15 protein-coding genes are annotated in these 20,237 nt (G+C 40.2%); 3 read left to right on the top strand and 12 right to left on the bottom strand.

From position 1 onward, the window contains the following. From ABI367_RS09175 to ABI367_RS09125, 11 genes are all read right to left on the bottom strand, one after another. Positions 1 to 961 (bottom strand): two-component regulator propeller domain-containing protein (locus ABI367_RS09175; protein WP_462231111.1); only part of this gene is annotated, 961 nt, incomplete at its 3' end. A gap of 48 nt (positions 962 to 1,009) precedes the next feature. After that, a complete protein-coding gene (locus ABI367_RS09170) occupies positions 1,010 to 1,786 on the bottom strand; it encodes a LytR/AlgR family response regulator transcription factor (protein ID WP_462231109.1) in 777 nt (258 codons plus the stop codon). A gap of 403 nt (positions 1,787 to 2,189) precedes the next feature. Further along, positions 2,190 to 3,947 (bottom strand): HAMP domain-containing sensor histidine kinase, encoded by a 1,758-nt coding sequence (locus ABI367_RS09165; RefSeq protein ID WP_462231107.1) that lies wholly within the window; start codon positions 3,945 to 3,947, stop codon positions 2,190 to 2,192. Then, positions 3,944 to 5,074 carry a sensor protein KdpD gene (locus ABI367_RS09160; RefSeq protein ID WP_462231105.1) on the bottom strand — a complete coding sequence of 377 codons (1,131 nt, stop codon included), beginning with the start codon at positions 5,072 to 5,074 and terminating at the stop codon, positions 3,944 to 3,946. The genes ABI367_RS09165 and ABI367_RS09160 overlap by 4 nt, the downstream gene beginning before the upstream one ends. 119 nt (positions 5,075 to 5,193) lie before the next feature. Next, positions 5,194 to 6,240: an outer membrane beta-barrel protein gene (locus tag ABI367_RS09155; protein WP_462231103.1), complete on the bottom strand. Its 1,047-nt coding sequence runs from the start codon at positions 6,238 to 6,240 to the stop codon at positions 5,194 to 5,196. Positions 6,241 to 6,332: 92 nt separating this feature from the next. Next, positions 6,333 to 6,896, bottom strand: a complete 564-nt coding sequence (locus ABI367_RS09150) for a K(+)-transporting ATPase subunit C (protein ID WP_462231101.1) — start codon at positions 6,894 to 6,896, stop codon at positions 6,333 to 6,335. 4 nt (positions 6,897 to 6,900) lie between these two features. Then, positions 6,901 to 8,919 (bottom strand): potassium-transporting ATPase subunit KdpB, encoded by a 2,019-nt coding sequence (gene kdpB / locus ABI367_RS09145; RefSeq protein WP_462231099.1) that lies wholly within the window; start codon positions 8,917 to 8,919, stop codon positions 6,901 to 6,903. Between the two features lie 11 nt (positions 8,920 to 8,930). Continuing rightward, positions 8,931 to 10,649 (bottom strand): potassium-transporting ATPase subunit KdpA, encoded by a 1,719-nt coding sequence (gene kdpA, locus ABI367_RS09140; RefSeq protein ID WP_462231097.1) that lies wholly within the window; start codon positions 10,647 to 10,649, stop codon positions 8,931 to 8,933. A gap of 10 nt (positions 10,650 to 10,659) precedes the next feature. Next, positions 10,660 to 10,737: a potassium-transporting ATPase subunit F gene (locus ABI367_RS09135; protein WP_370633098.1), complete on the bottom strand. Its 78-nt coding sequence runs from the start codon at positions 10,735 to 10,737 to the stop codon at positions 10,660 to 10,662. Positions 10,738 to 11,103: 366 nt separating this feature from the next. Next, positions 11,104 to 12,453, bottom strand: coding sequence for a sigma-54-dependent transcriptional regulator (locus ABI367_RS09130; protein WP_462231095.1), 1,350 nt, complete (start codon positions 12,451 to 12,453; stop codon positions 11,104 to 11,106). A 282-nt stretch (positions 12,454 to 12,735) separates the two neighbouring features. Continuing rightward, a complete protein-coding gene (locus ABI367_RS09125) occupies positions 12,736 to 14,880 on the bottom strand; it encodes an alpha-L-arabinofuranosidase C-terminal domain-containing protein (protein WP_462231093.1) in 2,145 nt (714 codons plus the stop codon). Positions 14,881 to 15,206: 326 nt separating this feature from the next. Between ABI367_RS09125 and ABI367_RS09120 the strand changes: the two genes are divergently transcribed. Beyond that, the gene (locus ABI367_RS09120; protein ID WP_462231091.1) at positions 15,207 to 16,820 is read left to right on the top strand and encodes an FAD-binding oxidoreductase; all 1,614 of its coding nucleotides are present in this window, start codon (positions 15,207 to 15,209) and stop codon (positions 16,818 to 16,820) included. Between the two features lie 79 nt (positions 16,821 to 16,899). On the opposite strand, the gene ABI367_RS09115 is transcribed toward ABI367_RS09120, so the two are convergent. Further along, positions 16,900 to 17,736 carry a winged helix-turn-helix domain-containing protein gene (locus ABI367_RS09115; RefSeq protein ID WP_462231089.1) on the bottom strand — a complete coding sequence of 279 codons (837 nt, stop codon included), beginning with the start codon at positions 17,734 to 17,736 and terminating at the stop codon, positions 16,900 to 16,902. A 159-nt stretch (positions 17,737 to 17,895) separates the two neighbouring features. Between ABI367_RS09115 and ABI367_RS09110 the strand changes: the two genes are divergently transcribed. Beyond that, positions 17,896 to 18,957 carry a ligand-binding sensor domain-containing protein gene (locus tag ABI367_RS09110; protein WP_462231087.1) on the top strand — a complete coding sequence of 354 codons (1,062 nt, stop codon included), beginning with the start codon at positions 17,896 to 17,898 and terminating at the stop codon, positions 18,955 to 18,957. A gap of 91 nt (positions 18,958 to 19,048) precedes the next feature. Further along, positions 19,049 to 20,152, top strand: coding sequence for a WD40/YVTN/BNR-like repeat-containing protein (locus ABI367_RS09105; RefSeq protein ID WP_462231085.1), 1,104 nt, complete (start codon positions 19,049 to 19,051; stop codon positions 20,150 to 20,152). The last annotated feature ends 85 nt before the right edge of the window (positions 20,153 to 20,237 follow it).

Raw genomic sequence — 20,237 nt, 5'->3', positions numbered from 1 at the left:
TGATCAAGCCTTTGTCAACCGTACATACCCATATGTTGCCCCTACTGTCATTAAATAATGAATTTGGTGCATAGTTGCCGCTGACGATAAATTCTTTCCTTAGCGTTTGTTTGTTATACACATATATTTTGCCTGACCTGGAATAAAAGTTTAAAAAGGTATCAGTAAATCCCAAATAACTAATAGGTTCCGGAACACTCAGGGAATCTATTTTAAACCGAATCGGATCACAATTGATATTGCTGTAGATCAAACATTTATTTTCGTTAGGATAAAAGTTATAAAGTTTTCCATCATCAATCACCGGTAATATAAAATCCTGGGTAACACTTTTTAAATATATACTATCGATATTTTTATTCCCTTTTGTTTGATAAATTTTCAATTGCAATATTTTCAACGAGGGGTCAACTAAACGATAACCCCATTTTAATAAGGTACCGTCATTATTGTCCTTAATTAAAAATGATTCATTTGCAGGCGATGTATTATAAGAAATTAGCTTTTGGTCTCTAAAAATAAAAGATCCGTTTCCGTTAACATACATTATACCGCCACCTTTTAATGGATAGGAATACATTACCCCCGAACTTTCTTTAACACGGGCCAATTTACTGTCGGCTTTTGCATTGATAAACTTATTTTGTACCTCGTCAAAATAAGCCGGGCTCTGCTTAAAACAATTAACCCAAATACGCCCGTTATTTTCTTTTAAAACCGCAAGCACGTCATTATCAGGCAGCCCGTCTTTAGTTGTAAAAACCTGGAAGTGTTTTCCGTCAAAACGTGCTATACCTGCATCAGTTGCTACCCATAAAAAACCTTTATTGTCTTCAACGCAACGGTAAACGCAATTACTTGGTAAGCCATCATTTACAGTAAAAGCATTATATTTTAATTGCTGTGCAGGGCAATTAATACTTATCAAAAAAGCAAGCAGGATAAGGAAAGTATACCGCATATTTTAAAGTTAATGATATGCAACTCAATACAATGAAACGTAGGTGTTTTATTTTCCGAACATTAAGCTTGCTTGTTTCATTTTTTCTAAAAAAGCATCCAGTTGCCTGCGGCTTATACTCCATTGATTGCCATCGCTCATTTTTACAATACCGCCATCAATGGTGCTGTATTCCTTTATATATTTTAAATTAACTATGTATGATTTATGTATTCTGGCAAACTGGTTCTCATCTAAAAGTTCTTCGAAATCTTTTAACGTTTTACTGATTACCAGTTTTTGCATATCTTTCATGTGAATGATTGTATAGTTGCTATCTGCCTGAAGAGATACTATATCATCAACGTCAATAAAAGTAATACTACCCAATTGTGGTAATGCGATTTTTTGGGGAGGCGATTTTTTAACAACTGTTTCTAAAAGATGATGCAGTAATTGGCTGTTTTGCTCAGCGGCCATTACACTATTTAAAGCGATTCTTATTTTTTCAACTGCCCTTTTCAGTTCATCAATGCTGAGGGGCTTTAAAATGTAATCTACCGCGCTTGCCTTAATAGCACGCAGTGCATACTCATTATAGGCAGTTACAAAAATCACTTTAAAACCCGGTTGCGAAATACTGTTTAAAAATTGAAAACCATCCTCGCCGGGCATACTAATATCCAGAAACACTACGTCCGCAGTATTGTACTGTAACCAATTCCTTGCCTGGGCAGCGCTTTGGGCTTTACCGATAACCTCTATGCCCTCACAATCATGATGAAGGATGAATTCAAGGCTGGCCAGATTATTAACCTCATCGTCAACCAGTAAAGCTTTTAGCATATTTGTTTGCAGTTAATAATTAAAGATAAACATTTTAAATGCCAGTTATAAACCGTTTAGTAATTGACGGTAGTGGTTGAGCCTGGTATAAAATGGCTGAGTGAGCGGTAACAGTTTTTTTGGCAATCATTAATTTTATGGCTTTTTTATATGTACAATATAAATCATTTTGCATCTGAAATTAACCACAGATCATTCAAAAAGTTCGACACTTCGCCCGTTCCCTGTACATCAATAAAGAATCGACGAAAAGCCTGGTTTGCAATGCAAATCAGGCTTTTTTGTTTTAAATTAGTTTATGTTTTATACCTATATCTTACAATCTATAAAAAGTGGTCGTTACTATATTGGTCATACAGGTGATATTGAGTCCTGTTGCGTTTATTTATTACTCCAAATGTAATTAAACCGTAGCTACCGGTAATGTGAAACTAAACCGGCTGCCAACGCCAACTTCGCTTTCTACTTTAATTTCACCACCCTGGGCAATTATAAATTCTTTTGATATGGCCAGCCCTAACCCCGACCCTGATTTGTTTTGCCCATCAGTTGGTACCTGGAAATATCGGTCAAATAAGCGAGCCTGGTATTGTGCGTCAATACCCTTACCAAAGTCTTGCACGGCAAACTCTACCATATTTTTTTTAACGCCCACACTCACCAATATTTTTGCGTTAGTATGGCTATACCGAAGCGCGTTTGATAGAAAGTTGATCATCACCCAGGCAGTTTTTTCTACGTCAGCATTAACTTCTGGTATCTTATCCTGAACGTTCTGATCAATGATTATGCCTTTTTGATCAGCTTCAAATTTTACGGCCTTAATTGCATATTCCAATATTTGCTTAGGCTGCGTTGGCACAAAGTTCAATTGAATATTCCCCGTTTCTACCTGCGAAAGGTCAAGCAACTCGTAGGTAATCTTTAAAAGCCGTTCAGCGTCCCCGGTAATTTGCCGCACCAATTGTCCCTGTTCATCGTTTAAAGCACCAACCCTATTATCGGCCAATAGCTTTGAACTCATTTTTATAGCTGATATAGGTGTTTTCAGTTCATGCGATATAGTTGCTATAAAATTGCTTTTAGCCTCGTCACGTTCCTTAAATTCGGTAATGTTTTTTAAAATGTAAACCTTGCCTGCAGGCTTTTGCGCTTTTATAACCGGAGCATCTGCATTGGTCGAAAGGTTTGGCACCTCAATCTCCCGCGTTTCCAGCTGAAAATGCGAGTCTTTTCCGTCTGCATAAATTTTAAAGATCTTATCCGTTTTTTCACCTTCAATAATTGATTTAAACAGATCACTACTCTTTGCAATGGCGCTAATGGTTTTGCCTTCGGGTTTATCGTCATTTAAGCCCAATATAGTTTTGGCAGTAGTGTTTATAAACAGTATTTCTTGTCTTTCATTTATACCAATTATAGCATCATGCATTTGCTCAATAATAGTTTCAATCCGGCGTTTTTCTGACATGATCTTGGAGAGGTTGCTATTTTCCCAATCGTTTAGCCTTCGTGCCATCTCATTAAACGCATTTGCCACCTCGGCAAATTCATCATGTTTATCAAAATGAATACGCTGGTCATAATTCTTTAGCGAGATTTCGCGGATACCCTCTAACAACGAATTCAATGGTCCTGAAATAATTCCAGGAAAGTTTACACTGAAGCTAAACAGCACTAAAAAAACAAACGTACCTGCCAACTCTAAAAACACGCTGGCGTTTTTAACTGTTTGATGTGCTTTTTCATTTTTAATAACGATGGCCCGCATATTCATCTCATCAATTTTACGCAAGTATTCACGCGCTTCTCTTTCATGCTGCTTTAAGATAAAGAGATTGGTTTTATCATTTTGCAGTCCAACAAAAGCGTTTCGCAATTTTTTGACAGCATCTAATTCGCCAACTTCGGTTATGTTATGTTCTTCTTTTACCAGTTGGACATTAAATTGACCTGCGGCTACTTTATTGAGCGGTAAATCATGCTCATCAAGTACGGTACGCATGTCCTTTGTGTAATTAAGGGTCTCATAATTATCCTTTAATATCACCTTCGCGCTGTTAAATATTTCGTTGATGTAAAACTGCGATACGATGCCAAAGGCCAGCACAACAACAAACAAAAAGCCGAAGCCTAAGCGGAGTTTATTTTTTACTTTCATGATAGTATTACTAAGTCAATTTCTGCGGCTGCTATATTTTTAAGCAGGCCATTTAATACGGGTGTTTTTAAAATTACCTGAAACAGGTTTAAATGTGGCTTGCCAATGCATATCGTAGTTATTTCGCGGTCGCGGGCTACCTGCATTATGGTTTTGGTTATTTCATCGCTTTTTACTTTCAGCACTTCGGCACCCAACTCTGTAGCCAGTTTAAAATTATTGATCAAAAAGCGTTGTTTGTCCAGTTTTATCTTATCTAGGCTTTCACTGCTGCTTTGTACATACAGTACTATCCACGGCGACCGGTAATACGATGCCAGGCGTGCAGTTTTACGAATAACCACCTTTGATGTTTCTGCATTAGATGATATGCAGGCCAGGAGCCTTTCTGTTCGAAGCTTAATTTGTTTCGGAACCTCAATATCTATTTTTCGTTCCAGGTGATGGGCTACTTCTTTTAAAGCTATCTCCCTAAGCTGTAATATTTTTTCGCTGCGGAAGAAGTTTTGTAAAGCCCTTTCAATTTTGGTTTCATCATATATCTTCCCTTCTTTAAGCCTGTCTATCAACTCATCGGCTGTTAGGTCAATGTTTACAATTTCATCAGCCATTTCCAGCACCTTATCAGGGATACGCTCGGCAATGCTTACTCCGGTTATTTTTTCTATTTCCTCGTTAAGGCTTTCCAGGTGCTGTATGTTTACGGCTGATATTACGTTAATCCCCGCATCTAAAATATCCATCACATCCTGCCAACGCTTGCTGTTTTTGCTGCCCTCAATATTGCTGTGGGCAAGCTCGTCAACTATTACCACTTCCGGATGCCGGTTAAGTATAGTTTTTAGGTCCATCTCCTCCAGCTCCTTGCCCTTGTAAAATATTTTACGGCGCGCAATTAAGGGCAAACCCTGTAACAGCGCATGTGTTTCGGCACGGTTATGCGTTTCAATATAGCCTATCTGTATATCAATGCCGTTGCGCAACAGGGCATGTGCCTCCTGTAGCATACGGTAGCTTTTACCTACACCGGCGCTCATGCCAATGTATATTTTAAGCTTTCCGCGTCTCGAGCTTTTTATCAGCTCCAGGAAATTTGCTACCGATGAGTCTTTATCTTCTTCTTTCATAATTTAACCTATAAAAGGGGATGTTAAAAAACATCCCCTTTTGCATGCGCCGGCCTAACTAACTAATCAACAAAAAAAATTAGCATAAGCACATGCTTATCGTTATACCATGTTTTTGCTTAGAAAGCATAAACAGCGGCTAACACAAACTGCGAAGCAGATTTAGTAATTACACCTGAACTATTTGTAAAGGCTGAACCTGCTAATTTATTATTGCCATCTAACCGCAACTCAGGTATTAAAGTTAATGGGCCAGATTTGATAGCTGCAGTTAATGTAAATGCAGTTACTGAAGAACCTGCTGCCGGGCCAAATGCTGTATAAGTACCGGTTTTGGTTTTAAAATATTCGCCTCTTAAACCTAACGTAACATCACTTGATACAGCTATTTGCGGATAAAGCGCTAAACCTGAGTAACCGCCTGTACCTGCACCTTTTGACGCTGAGTAATCAGCTGCGTTTAAGCCTAATTTAAAGGCATCGGTAATTTGGTAAGCAGTAGTTAAGTCAACAACTGTTCCTGAAGTAATAGTGGAGTTGTTTGAAGTTAACAAGTTGATGTAAGCGGTCCATCCTTTTGCAGGAGCCAGGAATAATTGAGCACCAAATGCTCCAATGTTGTGAGCTGCTGTGTAAACGTTCCACTGATCGTTAAACGCACCAACCATTAAGCTGGCTTTGTCTGAGAAGGTAAAAGTAGCTTTAACACCTGCATTTTGGAACGGACCATTAGTAAACAGGTATGAAGTTGAATAGTTAAAGTTACCTACAGGGCTAATAACCTCGTAACCTATAAATGTACCCATATAACCACCTGTTAAATTAAAACTAGGCGATACGTCATAAGACACATATAAGTTTTGGATATGATTAGCAGGAACAGGCAAAGACTGATCGCTACGCGGACCAAATGAAGCCTCTCCAACAAATGATGCTTTACCAACTTTTTTCTTCAAGGCAAGATCAATCATACCTATTGAGAAGGAGTTATTGTCGCTTGCAAAGCTGGTTGGTATATTGTTATGACCGGAAAAGTCATATTTATAATATGCATCAACCGAACCTGAAATTGTTAATGGTGGATCAGCTGGTTTTGCAGCATCCTGGGCTTTAACCGCTATAGTTGCAATCGCAAGCATAAAAGTCATTATTATAATTTTTTTCATATATAGAATGTTTAACGATGAACGTTGCTTATAAGTTTAGCGCAACGCTCATCATACTTCAATTTATTGCAGGCCTGTTTATACGTGTCTTACTATTTCAATTCATCAAGCGCCACATTCAATTTAAGTACATTAATTTTTGCCGGACCAAACATACCCAATAACGGAGCTTCTGTATGGCTTTTAACCAACTGTGCTACTCTTTCTTCATCTAATTTACGATAAGCAGCAATACGTTTAATTTGTATTTGCGCTGCATCCGGCGATATATCCGGGTCAAGCCCGCTGCCTGATGCGGTAACCATTTCGGCCGGGATATCACTACGTTTTAAATACGGATGATATTTTAAAAGCGTATCTATACGTTTGGCTACATCTTTTAAATAATCGGGGTTGCTTGGCCCTTTATTTGATCCGCCAGATCCGGCAGCGTTATAACCCACTGCCGATGGCCTTCCCCAAAAATATTGAGGTTTTGTAAAACTTTGGCCAACCGCGGCATAACCAACTATTTTGCCGTTTACCACAATGGTTTCACCGTCGCCGGCACCTTTTGATAGTTTGCCTGCAAAGGCAATAAACACCGGATAAATAACGCATAACAATACGGTGAGTACAACTGTAAGCCTTATGGCTTGTATTAGGTAAGTTTTCATAGTTTTATAACATTATAGAAATAACCATATCAATTAATTTGATGCCTATAAAGGGAGCTATTACACCGCCAACGCCATAGATCAACAAGTTGCGGCGAAGCAGCGCGCTGGCACCTATGGGTTTGTATTCAACACCTTTAAGGGCCAACGGTATCAGCATTGGTATAATGATGGCGTTAAATATTACTGCCGAAAGTATAGCACTTTCAGGACTGTGCAGCCCCATAATATTAATGCTTGCCAGGGCCGGTATTGATGCCATAAACAAGGCAGGCACAATAGCGAAGTATTTAGCCACATCATTAGCTATAGAAAACGTGGTTAACGTACCCCTGGTAATTAACAATTGTTTACCAATTTCAACAATCTCTATCAGTTTAGTGGGGTCATTATCCAAATCAACCATGTTGCCTGCTTCTTTGGCGGCTTGTGTGCCGCTGTTCATGGCTACACCAACATCTGCTTGAGCCAACGCCGGGGCATCGTTTGTGCCGTCGCCCATCATAGCAACCAGTTTACCGCTTGCCTGTTCGGCTTTAATGTAGCGCATTTTATCTTCGGGCTTGGCCTCGGCAATAAAATCGTCTACACCTGCCTTTTCGGCTATAAATTTGGCGGTAAGCGGGTTGTCGCCGGTTACCATTACGGTTTTGATACCCATTTTACGCAAACGCTCAAAACGTTCGGCAATGCCGGGTTTTATAATATCCTGTAACTCAATCACGCCTAATATTTGGTTGTTTTGCGATACTACTAACGGTGTACCACCATTTGATGCGATGATCTTTACACGTTCTTCGACATCTGCCGGTACCTCATTTTTTGCCTTGTGGGTTATTGCGCGGATAGAGTCAAAAGCACCCTTACGGATGGATTTGCCATCAGGCGTATCAATACCGCTTGAACGGGTTTCGGCAGAGAATTTGATAAATACCGAACCTTCGGGTACCTGCAATGGCATATCAGCCAGCTCAATAATTGATTTACCTTCGGGCGTTTCATCAGCCAATGATGATAGTACCGCCGCTTTTACCATATCAGCTTCATTTACACCCGCTGCCGCCCAAAAGTGGGTTGCTTTACGGTTGCCTATGGTGATAGTGCCTGTTTTATCTAACAACAAAACATCAATATCGCCCGCGGTTTCAACCGCTTTGCCTGATTTGGTTATTACATTGGCACGCAATGCCCTGTCCATGCCTGCAATACCAATAGCCGATAATAAGCCGCCTATAGTAGTAGGTATCAAACAAACAAATAAGGATATTAATGCCGCTATAGTTATGGGTGTATTGGCGTAATCAGCAAATGGTTTCAGGGTTACGCAAACAATAACAAATATCAGCGTAAAGCTTGCCAACAAAATGGTTAAGGCAATTTCGTTAGGTGTTTTTTGCCTTGATGCCCCTTCAACCAACGCTATCATCTTGTCCAGAAAGCTTTCGCCAGGCTGGGTGGTTACCAGTACTTTGATCTCATCAGACAATACTTTGGTGCCTCCGGTAACGGAAGATTTATCGCCTCCGGCCTCACGAATAACCGGGGCGGATTCGCCGGTAATGGCCGATTCGTCAATGGTAGCCAGTCCTTCAATGATCTCGCCATCGGTAGGGATGGTATCACCGGTTTCGCAAATAAATATGTCACCTTTTTTAAGACGGTTTGATGAAACTACGGTGATACTGCCATCTTCAAAAAGCATTTTGGCCGGGGTATCTTCCCTGGTTTTGCGCAAACTGTCGGCCTGGGCCTTACCACGAGCTTCGGCAATGGCCTCGGCAAAATTGGCAAACAGCACAGTAAGCAGTAAGATGATGAATATAGAAAAGTTATATATAAATGATCCCTGGCTATGATTGCTGTAACTGTAAATACTTACATATAGCATAATAGCGGTGCCTATTTCCACAGTGAACATCACCGGGTTACGCATCATCACTTTGGGGTTTAATTTCACGAACGACTGTGCCAGCGCGCTTTGCACTAAAGCCGGTTCGAATAATTTATTAGATTGAGTCTTCATTTTCTTAACAATTATTTAAGCATTGAAAAATGTTCGGCTATAGGGCCTAAAGCCAGTGCAGGGAAATAAGACAGCGCGTTTAAAACTAATATAACCGCAAATGTCATTAACCCAAAGGTCACGGTATCTACTTTTAATGTACCGGCAGACTCGGGCACAAATTTCTTTTGAGCCAGCAAACCTGCTATAGCCACCGGGCCAATTATTGGGAGAAAACGCCCCAGGATCAATACAAACCCGGTTGATACGTTCCACCATATATTGTTATCGCCCAGGCCTTCAAAGCCCGAACCATTATTGGCATTTGCCGAGGTATACTCATAAAGCATTTCAGAAAAACCGTGAAAGCTTGGGTTATTTAACCATGCCGATGGCTTTACCGCCCAATCAACATTTTGATGGGCCACAAATACATAGCTGGCTAACGCCGTTCCGGCCATGATCAGCAACGGACTTAACAGGGTTATAAGCGCGGCTATTTTTACTTCGCGGGCCTCAACTTTATGTCCCAAAAATTCTGGGGTACGGCCAACCATCAGTCCTGAAATAAATACAGCTATAATGAGGTAGATAAAATAGTTTAACAAGCCTACACCACAACCACCAAAGAAGCCGTTTATCATCATGGCTAACAATTGCCATAAGCCGGTTAATGCCATGGTGCTATCATGCATACCGTTTACAGAACCTGTTGAAGTAACTGTTGTTAACGTGCTCCAATAAGCGGTAGCTGCAGGGCCAAATCTAACTTCTTTGCCTTCCATGGCGCCGGTATGCTGGGTTATACCCATTTTGGCAATTAACGGGTTACCGCCAAGCTCGCCGCTTATAGCAGGTATCATCAGCATCAACACGCCAGCCATCATCACCCCAAATATTACCCACCCTAATTTTTTGCGGCGGATGTAATACCCAAAAGCCAGCACCAAAGCAACCGGAATAATAAATTGCGATATGATCTCGGTCATATTGGTCAGGTAGTTCGGGTTTTCCAGCGGGTGCGCTGAATTGGCGCCGAAATAGCCGCCACCGTTGGTGCCCAGGTGCTTAATAGCTATCATTTGCGCGGCCGGGCCACGGGATAGGTTTACCGTATCGCCCTGTAACGAAATGAATTTGTCTTTACCTGCATAACTGCTTGGTGTACCGTTAAAAGTTAAAATAAGCGCTATAATTACAGATAATGGTAACAGCAAACGGGTAATGGTTTTTACTAATAAATTCCAAAAGTTGCCCAAATCAGTTGTTGTTTTATCTCTGAATGCTTTAAATAACGCAACTGCTGAAGCAATACCGGTTGCCGCGCTCACAAAATGCAAAAACATAAAGATGAAGTGCTGTGTTAAGTACGTAGCACCAGACTCGCCCGAGTAATGCTGCAAGTTACAGTTTACTACAAAACTGATGATGGTATTAAAAGCCAGGTCGGCGGTTTGGCCTATGTTGCCGTCCGGATTTAACGGCAGTTTATCCTGGTAAATTAAAACGAAGAAACCATATACCAACCAAAATAAATTGATGGTCATCATGGCTTTCAGAAACTGTTTCCAGTTCATGGGCGCATTAGGGTTAATGCCGGATAACTTGAAAATTCCTTTTTCAAGTGGTTTCATAAAGTCCGTCCATACTTTTTCGCCTGCAAACATTTTCGCCAGATATTTAGCTAATGGTATGGCTATTAAAAGCGTGATGACGAAAGAGGCAATGATTCCGATTAATTCTGTGTTCATTGTTTTTCAGTTAAAAATTTTCGGGTTTAAGCAGTACATATACCATGTATATGAAAACCGCAATTGAAATGATGAATAGTGCTAACATAGTTTTCAGATTTTTTCGAACCAGTCGATGGATTTAAAGATGAACCACCAGCATAGCAGGATGGTAAAAAAGAGAATGATCGTGTTCATATAGTTGTATTGTTTTTTTTGATTGTTAACTTTATAAAGTTTAGTAAATCAAGCAGTTAATTACCTGTCCGTCGTCACTAAATAAAATGATAGTGGGGGTTTCTATGTAATTCTCTGATTTCGAAAAGGGTGATACCAACCAGATGCCAACATTTAAAAATTTTATATAAACAATTGATTATTAATACATTGAAATAAAGTTAAATTGATCTAAGCTGATGCCAATAAAAAAACCCTTCCATTTTGGAAGGGTTTTTTTATCAAATAGGTGTGATGATCAGGCGAGGGTATAATGTTCCAGCTTGCGGTATAGTGTGGTTAACCCAATATTTAATAACCTGGCAGCTTCTGTTTTATTACCGTGGGTATGGTTTAACACTTTATAAATATGTTGTTTCTCTATTGATTCCAGGTCCAACGCTTCAGTGTCTATGTACGTGGTTCTAAATTCTATAGGTAATAGTTCAACCCCAATAATATTTTTTTCTGCAAGTATTACAACACGTTCAATTACGTTCTTTAATTCACGCACATTACCTTTCCATTGATGTTGGGTAAGTACCTGCAAAAACTCGTCGCTCATGCGCTCAACACGCTTATTTACTTTATCGGCAAACTGTTTAAGATAGTGTTTGGCAATTAATTCAATGTCTTCCTTCCGCTCATTTAATGATGGTAGCTTAATGGTAAAAACAGATAGCCGGTAAAATAGGTCTAATCTAAAACGCCCGGTGTCTGCTTCTTTTTGCAGGTCGCGGTTGGTGGCCGCCAGTATGCGAATGTTTACTTTGGTGGTTTGTGTATCGCCAATTTTTATGAACGTACGGCTCTCTAATACCCTTAATAGTTTGGCTTGCAGTTCAAGGCTCATTTCGCCCACCTCATCTAAAAATATAGTGCCGTTATTGGCTTCTTCAAATAAGCCTTTCCTATCTTTTAATGCCCCGGTAAACGCGCCTGCTTTATAACCAAACAATTCGCTTTCTAATAATTCGGACGGGAAACTGCTGCAGTTAACCGCCACAAAAGGTTGCAGGCGCCTGCTGCTTTCATAATGGATAGATTCGGCAAATACTTCCTTACCGGTTCCGGTTTCGCCTAATAGTAATACGGTAGTATCGGTAGGAGCAACTTTTTTGGCGATATCAATAGCCTGTGTTATCGCTTTTGATTTACCCAGGATATGATCAAAACTATATTTGCCCGTTATGCGCGCCTCCAGGTTAAATACCCTTAATTGAAACTGTGCTTTTTCGGCAGCCTTATAAACCAGTGGGATAATTTTATCATTATCATCGCCTTTGGTGATGTAATCAAACCCGCCATTTTTTATAGCTTTTACACTATCGGATATGGTGCCATGGGCCGTTAAATTAATAACTTCTACATAGGGCTTCTTTTCTTTGATAAGTTTTACCAGTTCAACCCCATTTATATCAGGCAGCTTCACATCGCTTATTACCACGTGTATATCTTCCAGCATTAAAGTTTTTAAGCCCTCTTTGGCGGTATAGGCCTTAAAAAGATGAAAGCCCTCCAGTTCTAATATTCGTGCTATCAATGCCGCTAAACCTTGCTCATCATCAATAATCAATACGTTGGCAGACGGTGTGATTTTTGTTTCCATGAAAACCTCCTATCTAAAAGAATGCCTATTGTTAGTAATGTTTGATTGCAAGTTAAAAACCCCCTTTTGCATTTTTAACTTCATAAGGTACCATTCCAAAATGATAGGGTTTGTTACCGTTTTGGAAGGGTAATATTTTACCTGGGTATTACTTTTACTATCAATAACGTTTGGTGATGACTCAAAGTCCTTAAAAAAGTGCGAGATTTGACCTGTTCTGTCAACCGAATAATGATTAACTTAACCTATGTAATCTCTCTTCAAAGGCAGAGAAGATGTAGACTATTTACCGGCGATGGTGTTTATTTTAACCACGGTGATAGAATACGGGTCAAACTTATGATTAAATGTTTTGCTTATACCGTTTAGCTTAGCTATTACCGGCACCACATGTTCGGGGTCGGTTATGCTATTGGTATCATCAAGCGTATCTCCTTTTAATACGGTAATAGTACCGTTTGCAGATACCCTTTTAGCACCCTTTAAGTTTAACGTTACAGGTTGTGCAACGCCTGATATGTTGACCACTTTTAAATAAATAGTACCTGTTTTAGTATCTTTAGTAGCCACGTAATATAATGAAGGTCTCTCTGGGCGAGGGACAGTGTTGCCGCGTTTTATGCCTGCCGTGGTATCGCGCACGGTCATTTTTTGCATGGGTAAATTAATTACACTCATTGGCACCACTTTATTGCCCAAATTGGTATTGAACATTTTTTGCGCGTAGTAAGATGGTGAACCATAACTTGTTAAACCATCATAACCTATCAAATCTGATGGCCACTGCATACCCACCGGCGCGCCTGTTGCAGGGTTAGCCGGGTTAACATTTACAAATAATGGTGCATAGCACGATCGTAATACAATATCGCTGTTGCGTTCCATCCCCGTCATAAAGGCGGCATCGCCTAAGGCGGCATCTAAATTGGTAGTTGGTGCTCCTTCGCGGGTGGCCCATTCGCCAACAAATATTTTAGGGCTGGTTTTACGGTCATAACTATCATACCAGTTAGCCATTTCTTCCATTTGCCATGCACGGCGATAGTAATGTTCGTCAACCATATAGGCTTTGCCATTGGTCACTACGGCTTGTCCTGTCAAGGTATCGGCCACGGTAGAAATAGTTCGCAGGGTTGGATATTTCTTTTTAATAGCTGTGCGGAACTGGTTAAAACGGGCATCGTACGTCCATTGCCTGTCATAATTATCTTCATTGCCAATTTCAATATGGGTCAATTTAAATGGTTCCGGATGCCCGTCGGCAGCGCGTTTTGCGCCCCAATAAGTGTTAACGCTGCCGGTTACATATTCAATTTCATTTAAGGCGTCATCAACATAAGGTTTTAAAAGCGGCCCCGGGTTAACATGGTCGCCTTTTAATCCATATCCTGCATAAACACATAATAATGGCTCCATGTGCAAATCCTCGCACCACTCTAAAAACTCTAATAAGCCTAAACCATCCGAAGCACGATATTGCCAGCTACCGGGATGACCGGGGCGTTCTTCCAGTGGCCCTAACGTAGTTTTCCATGGAAAAAGATCGTTTAAATAATTGCCTTCTAAAAAATTACCTCCGGGAAAGCGTAAAAATTTTGGCTTCATATCCGCCATTAGTTTCATGATGTCTTTCCTGTTTCCGTTAGGGCGGTTATTATAAGTAGGAGGAAACAACGACACTAAATTAAAATAATAAATGCCGCTGCGGTTGGTTGAAATTACAAAGCGGGCATTGGTTGTTGGCTTTACGTTAGCGGCTGTAGTTAACTTTAGTTCATATTTTTTCCAGAAAATAGACTTTGACAGGTTAACTGTACCCGACGCATAAACTGTTTTACCATCATTGCTTTCAATGCTAACGGTAATTGGTCCGGGTTCGTTATTTTCAACTCCCGGCGCTGCCGAAGGTGTTGGCCTATAAGGTGCTGAGTAAATAGCTTTTGGATTGTTATAGCTACCGGTTACACCGCCTTTAATGTAAAAAGAGGCATTATACGTAGTGGCGGGTTTTACGGGTATTCCCCAATAGCCTGTATTGGCAATCCCCGACCGGGCGCCGCCTTTCTCTACAATTAACCGCAAACAGGTAGTGAGCGCCCCATTAATGGCATTAACCTGTTCCACCGGGGCCACATTTTCAGGGTCGGCACCAATTAATTTAATATTGGCTTTTGCGCCGCCCTCTTGCACTACGCTCCAGCTTTCAGGTTTGGCAGGGTCATTTTTAAAAATACGGTTGCGTATAAGTTCGCCGTAAAGGCCGCCATCATAAGAATAGTTTATCTCCTCGGTCATCAGCCCGTACAAAGTTGGGCTTACTGTTACGCCGGGTTTGGTAAGGTCTAAAGTTAATTTTGTTTGCGCCTGCAATTTTAACGCGCTAAAAGTACATATTGCACCCAAAACAATAAAGTAGGTTTTTTTCATTAATTGAGGTAATTGGTTTACTAAGATAGTAAATAACCTTATATAATGTTTAAGTGATCCCTCACCGGCCCTGGCCTGAATTTATTTTAAAATGATTTAAATACCAGGTGGAACTGATAGACAGGCCCCGATTTAAATCGGGATTCTGAATACTTCTAAAAGGAATCGACAGAAAGCCGATATGAAATTATCGTGCTTTTTGTTTTTTAGGTGCCTACCTAACTTTTTATCAATTTAAGTTTCATTAAAATTAATTATTGCATTATAAACAAACTAAATATATTTATTAATATATTCACAACATCTAAACACTAAACCTTATACCAATGCAAAAAGTAATTAAATTATTGGAGGGGATTTCTCATGATGGGAAATCTCCAAAAATATTGTACGACTGCGGCCCGGACCAGGCAGCTTACGGAAGCAAACGACAAATATTTAATCTCAAATTTCAATTCAAGCCATTAGCTATTGTATTATGCAAATGTACAGAACATGTACAGCAAGCGGTAAAGATAGCTGCCGACTATGATTGCGTTATCAGGGTACGTTCGGGCGGGCATGATCATGAAGGGGAATGCTCGGGTACTGATACCATCTTGATAGACCTGTCGGAAATGACAGATGTAAAAGTTGATAAAAATGCAGGTGTTGCACGGATACAGCCCGGCAATATATTTCAGGATCTTATTCCAAAACTTGCTAAACACGATGTATGTGTTCCACACGGAACTTGTGGCACGGTAGGCATTGCAGGTTTTAGCATGGGTGGCGGCTGGGGTCCATGGACACGCATTTATGGTATGTGTTGTGAAAGTATTGTGGGGGCTACAATAGTATTGGGTAATGGCGAAGCAATTGAACTAACGCCAGAATGTGAACAAAAAGAATTATTATGGGCATTACGCGGTGGCGGTGGTTTTAGCTACGGTATTGTAACCGAGCTGGTTATCAAAACATTTCAATTACCAACAACAACTATAAAGTTTAACGCGGTGTGGCAATACACGCCGGCATTTACTGTTTTAAAGCACTGGGAAGATTGGATAGCTGCAGATAAAAACCAGCAGCTTATAGGCACAAATTTGATGATAATGGCTATACCAACGCCAAAAGAACCCATACCAATTAGGGAAACTGTACATTCATGTACCTTCTATGGTTATTTTGCAGGATCAAAAGAAGAATTATACCAACACATGAAGGTATGGTTTTCTGATATGTTGCCTACTACAGTAACCATTATTCCGCCGGGCATTGTCAATGAAAAGAACCAGCCGCATAATTTTGATTCATGGGACAGGTTAACATCAAGCAGCCCTTTACTTGGCCGCAACAGGCCCCTGAAAGGTGCTAAAAATTTATTTAAACTAAGTGATTTAAATAGCGATGCCTTGTTACAAGCAGAATATATTCCACCAGATGTGGATGCTCCTGCCCCTCATAAAATCACATCAAGGCTCACGGCAGAAGAATGGAATGATAAGGGCCGCGAATCATTGATTGCCAGCCTTCAGTCTGACTTATTATTTGACGAAGGAGAAAAAGCCGGTCTGCTTTGCTACGCAACGCTGGGTGCCATTTCGGGAACCTATTACGCTAATTATAAAGACCCGGGCTTTCCGTACGGCAGTGCGTTTCCATACAAAAAACGTAAATATACCATTCAATACCAGGCCTGGTGGGACCAGGGCGAAGAAGATATTAAATTAGGTAAACAATATAATGTACACCAATATGTTAACCGCGCAGAAGACTGGATAGAAGTTTGCAGGAAACGTGATTTCCCGGAAACAAGCGGATCATTTATTAGTTTTAAAGACGATGGTGTGCCTACCAGAGATTATTTTATGCAAAGTTATGATGAGCTAAAGAGAATTAAGGAAGAATTTAGCAAAGATCCTAAAAATAGGTTTAGCAGCAGGAAGACAATTATATAAGGTAATGATGAGTAGTCCTGAAATAGGTTGACTATTTCAAGACTACCCATTTAATAGTTCAATTATTCACTGATTCCACTTAAGCACTAATCTCCAGCTTATACCCTTTGCCGCGTATAACAACAATATTGATATTGGGATCGGCCTCCAACTTTTTTCTCAATTTTGATATAAACATATCCAGGCTGCGCCCTACAATAACACCTTCATCTTCCCATATCTCTTTTTGTAAGCGGCTTCTTGCTATAGTCTGGTTAGCAGATAACGCTAAAATCCGCAGCAAACGCGTTTCAGTTCCGGTAAGGTCTATTGTTTTGCCGTTTATTATAAGGTTGCGGTTCTTGGCATCAAACAATACCGCTCCTAAAGTTAACCTATCAGTATACTGAACCTCAGGTAAAGTTCTCCGCGGCTTAGCTGCTCTCAAAAAAACAAAACCAACAAATGCTAAAATTGGCAGGCCGCCCAGCAAATATTTATTCCGGGCTAAATTATTTATGACGGTAGGTTTAAATTTAATGTTGATAATATAACATGCGGTAGGTTGCACTCTTCCTTTGCAGGATACAATATCATCTTTTATATTTTGGGATATAGCAAACCCATAAACAACACCTGTGTTGCCACACTTCAAAACATTAACAATATAATCATGTGCAAGCGGGTCCTTGGCTAACAAACGTTGGGTGGTGTTCACCAGCGAGTCCGGTTTAAAAGTAAGTTCATTTTCAAACCTGATCTGGTATTCATTTTCGGCGATATTTAATATGGGGAGCACCCTTGAGGTTTTGTCGCCCGACTGCAACAGCAGTTCATGCCCTATCCGGCGGAGCAAAATCTCCCTTCTGGCGATGTCAAAATCGTCATTGCCCACCATGCTGAAAGCCGCGCATATCACAGCAATAAGCAAAAGCATTAGCCCTCCATAAAGGTATCTGGCATTCCCGGAAAGCAGATTTCGGCTAAGATGCATAGTGTCAATATTTTATTTACAAAGTTTACATTTTTATTTACAATCCAAATTCTTTAAACGGAAATATATCAAAGTAATTTCGCTGAAGCATTTTTATAGGATATGAAAAATAAAAGAAAAACGAAGAAATACACACCCATTCACATCTTGGTCCTAATGTTAGCTTTTTGCATTGCCTGTAAAGGACAAAGCAAAACGGAATCCAAAAACATATCTGATTCCTACATACCCAACAGTAGCGTTCGTACCATCAAGCAAAATAAAAAGGGCGACATGTGGCTTGTTTCAACCAAAGGGATTATCCGTTACGATGGAAAAACCTTTACCAATATCACAAGTAAATTAAATACGCACGGATTCTGGGATGTTTTGGAAGATAGACGTGGAAACTTTTGGTTAGCTTCTATCGGATCGGGGGTTTATTATTACGATGGAAAATCCTTTAAAAATTATACTACAAAGGATGGGCTTCCCAGTAATTCCGTTTTTAAGATCTATGAAGATAAAGCCGGTATTATTTGGTTTGGGACTAGAGAAGGACCGAGCCGTTATGACGGAAAGTCTTTTAGAAATTTTAAAATGAACGAGGAACCGCCCCCTGTTCGGGCTGATTCTGCCAGATCAGTTTACCACAAATGGTTTTCAAATCCAGAAGCTTATTGGATGATTAACCAGACCAAAAACCTTGTTAATGCCATTGTTGAAGACAAAAATGGGAATTTGTGGTTTGGTACATGGGGCGATATTGGCATTTATGATGGAAAAACATATACCAGTATTACTGCTAAATACGGAAAAAGCTTCACCAATGTTCGTAATATGGTCCGGGACAAAAAAGGCGATATTTGGTTAAACGGTGATAGCGGTCTTTTGCGTTATGACGGTAAAACCTTTACAAAGGTAACGCAGAAGGGAGTTGGTGATATAATTCAAGATAAAAAAGGAAATATCTGGACTACCGGCGAAGTAAACCCTCAGGAAGGCATCTGGGCCCTTTCGCGCTATGATGCAAAATCCTTATATAATAAAAATCCCGCTATAACCGAAGTTATGTCAGCCACAAAGGGTCTTTTTGGGATTTTAGAAGCACGCGATGGAAGTATTTGGTTTGGTGCATCTGATGGCGTGTATCGCTATGATGGAAAGACTGTTAAAATACATTAAGGGCAAGCCGGTGGCGCAGATTAAGTTGTAGTGCCCCATGTTACAGTAGCCCCATAAAAAGCAATATGTTTTAGTTTAAATTTTAAAAAAAATGAAAAGATTATTTGTATTTGTTCCTGCAATCGTACTGGTATTATTTCTACTAAATTCTTTTGCGCTAAAAGAAAAGGAAGCCAAAAAGAAACCCATAAAAGAGGGCAAATCATCGGCGGTGACCAACGTTATTTTTAAATCTGTTGATGGCGGACAAACATGGCAGGATATTAGCAAAGGGCTGCCAAAAAATTTGCAGAGAGAAGGTGTACAGGCAGATGGTTTGTTTGCGAATGACCGTGGGCTTTATTTACGTTCCGGAAATGGGATTTACCATACCGAAGCAGATGCAACAACTTCTTTTTGGACAACGGATATTTTTCCTGGCGAAAGGCGTAATATCGCCTCTGGCAGAAATGGGATATATGTATATAATTTTAGGGGGCAATTTTTAAAAAAAATAAACGGAACGGGTAACTGGTCGCCCGTGTACACGAGCTTTCAAGAGCAGGCCGTACGCCTAAACGGAACAATAGATTGGATGTACACGCATTATAAAGAGAAAGGAGTATGCAGCGTTTTTGAAACTGCCGGAGGCACCGTTTTCATCGGCTCCAATAACAGCCTTTTCAGATCAACTAACAGTGGTAAAACCTGGAAACAAGTGAATGTTGGAAACGGGGTAATGAGGTTGACAGAATTAAACGGTGTACTGCTAGCTACCAATAACGAGGGGATATTAAGATCAACTGATGATGGTCAAAACTGGGATCGTGTGCTTAATGAAGGGGGTGCTGGCATAGCTGTGGAACGTATAGATGGAGGATTTGCTGCTATAGTACACAATACAATAACCCAAACAAACAGCATACATCTTTCGGTAGATAGTGGAAAAACCTGGAAAGCCATAGGCGAAGAACTTCAGCCTTCATGGAGTAATATATTATTCAAACAAATAGGCTGGCCTCAATCTTCATCAAATATTTTATCCATCAAGCAAGTGGGTAAATATTTAATATGCGGTCGCGCAGATGGTATATTCCGGTCAGCTGATAGGGGCAAAACATGGAAACAACTGTCACTTCCTACTACAGAAAATTATGGCTTCAATTTATCTGCTTCAGGCAGCGTGATCTATGCTATACCAAATAAAGGATGTTGAAAAACTCCCACACTGTTGTTGGGCTTATCAACAAGGGCGTGGTCTCTCAAATACGGAAACCCATACAATAGCTTACTATTTACTT

Source organism: Mucilaginibacter sp., from assembly GCF_039935595.1.
In the GTDB taxonomy this organism is placed as follows: domain Bacteria; phylum Bacteroidota; class Bacteroidia; order Sphingobacteriales; family Sphingobacteriaceae; genus Mucilaginibacter.
Note: the sequence above shows the minus strand (reverse complement) of the source record. Positions and strands in the feature narration are given on the sequence as shown.

Bases quoted from the DNA above. Each gene is read 5' to 3' on its own strand.
- ABI367_RS09170 (WP_462231109.1), bottom strand. From the start codon at position 1,786: ATGCTAAAAGCTTTACTGGTTGACGATGAGGTTAATAATCTGGCCAGC.
- ABI367_RS09165 (WP_462231107.1), bottom strand. From the start codon at position 3,947: ATGAAAGTAAAAAATAAACTCCGCTTAGGCTTCGGCTTTTTGTTTGTT.
- ABI367_RS09160 (WP_462231105.1), bottom strand. From the start codon at position 5,074: ATGAAAGAAGAAGATAAAGACTCATCGGTAGCAAATTTCCTGGAGCTG.
- ABI367_RS09155 (WP_462231103.1), bottom strand. From the start codon at position 6,240: ATGAAAAAAATTATAATAATGACTTTTATGCTTGCGATTGCAACTATA.
- ABI367_RS09150 (WP_462231101.1), bottom strand. From the start codon at position 6,896: ATGAAAACTTACCTAATACAAGCCATAAGGCTTACAGTTGTACTCACC.
- kdpB (WP_462231099.1), bottom strand. From the start codon at position 8,919: ATGAAGACTCAATCTAATAAATTATTCGAACCGGCTTTAGTGCAAAGC.
- kdpA (WP_462231097.1), bottom strand. From the start codon at position 10,649: ATGAACACAGAATTAATCGGAATCATTGCCTCTTTCGTCATCACGCTT.
- ABI367_RS09135 (WP_370633098.1), bottom strand. From the start codon at position 10,737: ATGTTAGCACTATTCATCATTTCAATTGCGGTTTTCATATACATGGTA.
- ABI367_RS09130 (WP_462231095.1), bottom strand. From the start codon at position 12,453: ATGGAAACAAAAATCACACCGTCTGCCAACGTATTGATTATTGATGAT.
- ABI367_RS09125 (WP_462231093.1), bottom strand. From the start codon at position 14,880: ATGAAAAAAACCTACTTTATTGTTTTGGGTGCAATATGTACTTTTAGC.
- ABI367_RS09120 (WP_462231091.1), top strand. From the start codon at position 15,207: ATGCAAAAAGTAATTAAATTATTGGAGGGGATTTCTCATGATGGGAAA.
- ABI367_RS09115 (WP_462231089.1), bottom strand. From the start codon at position 17,736: ATGCTTTTGCTTATTGCTGTGATATGCGCGGCTTTCAGCATGGTGGGC.
- ABI367_RS09110 (WP_462231087.1), top strand. From the start codon at position 17,896: ATGAAAAATAAAAGAAAAACGAAGAAATACACACCCATTCACATCTTG.
- ABI367_RS09105 (WP_462231085.1), top strand. From the start codon at position 19,049: ATGAAAAGATTATTTGTATTTGTTCCTGCAATCGTACTGGTATTATTT.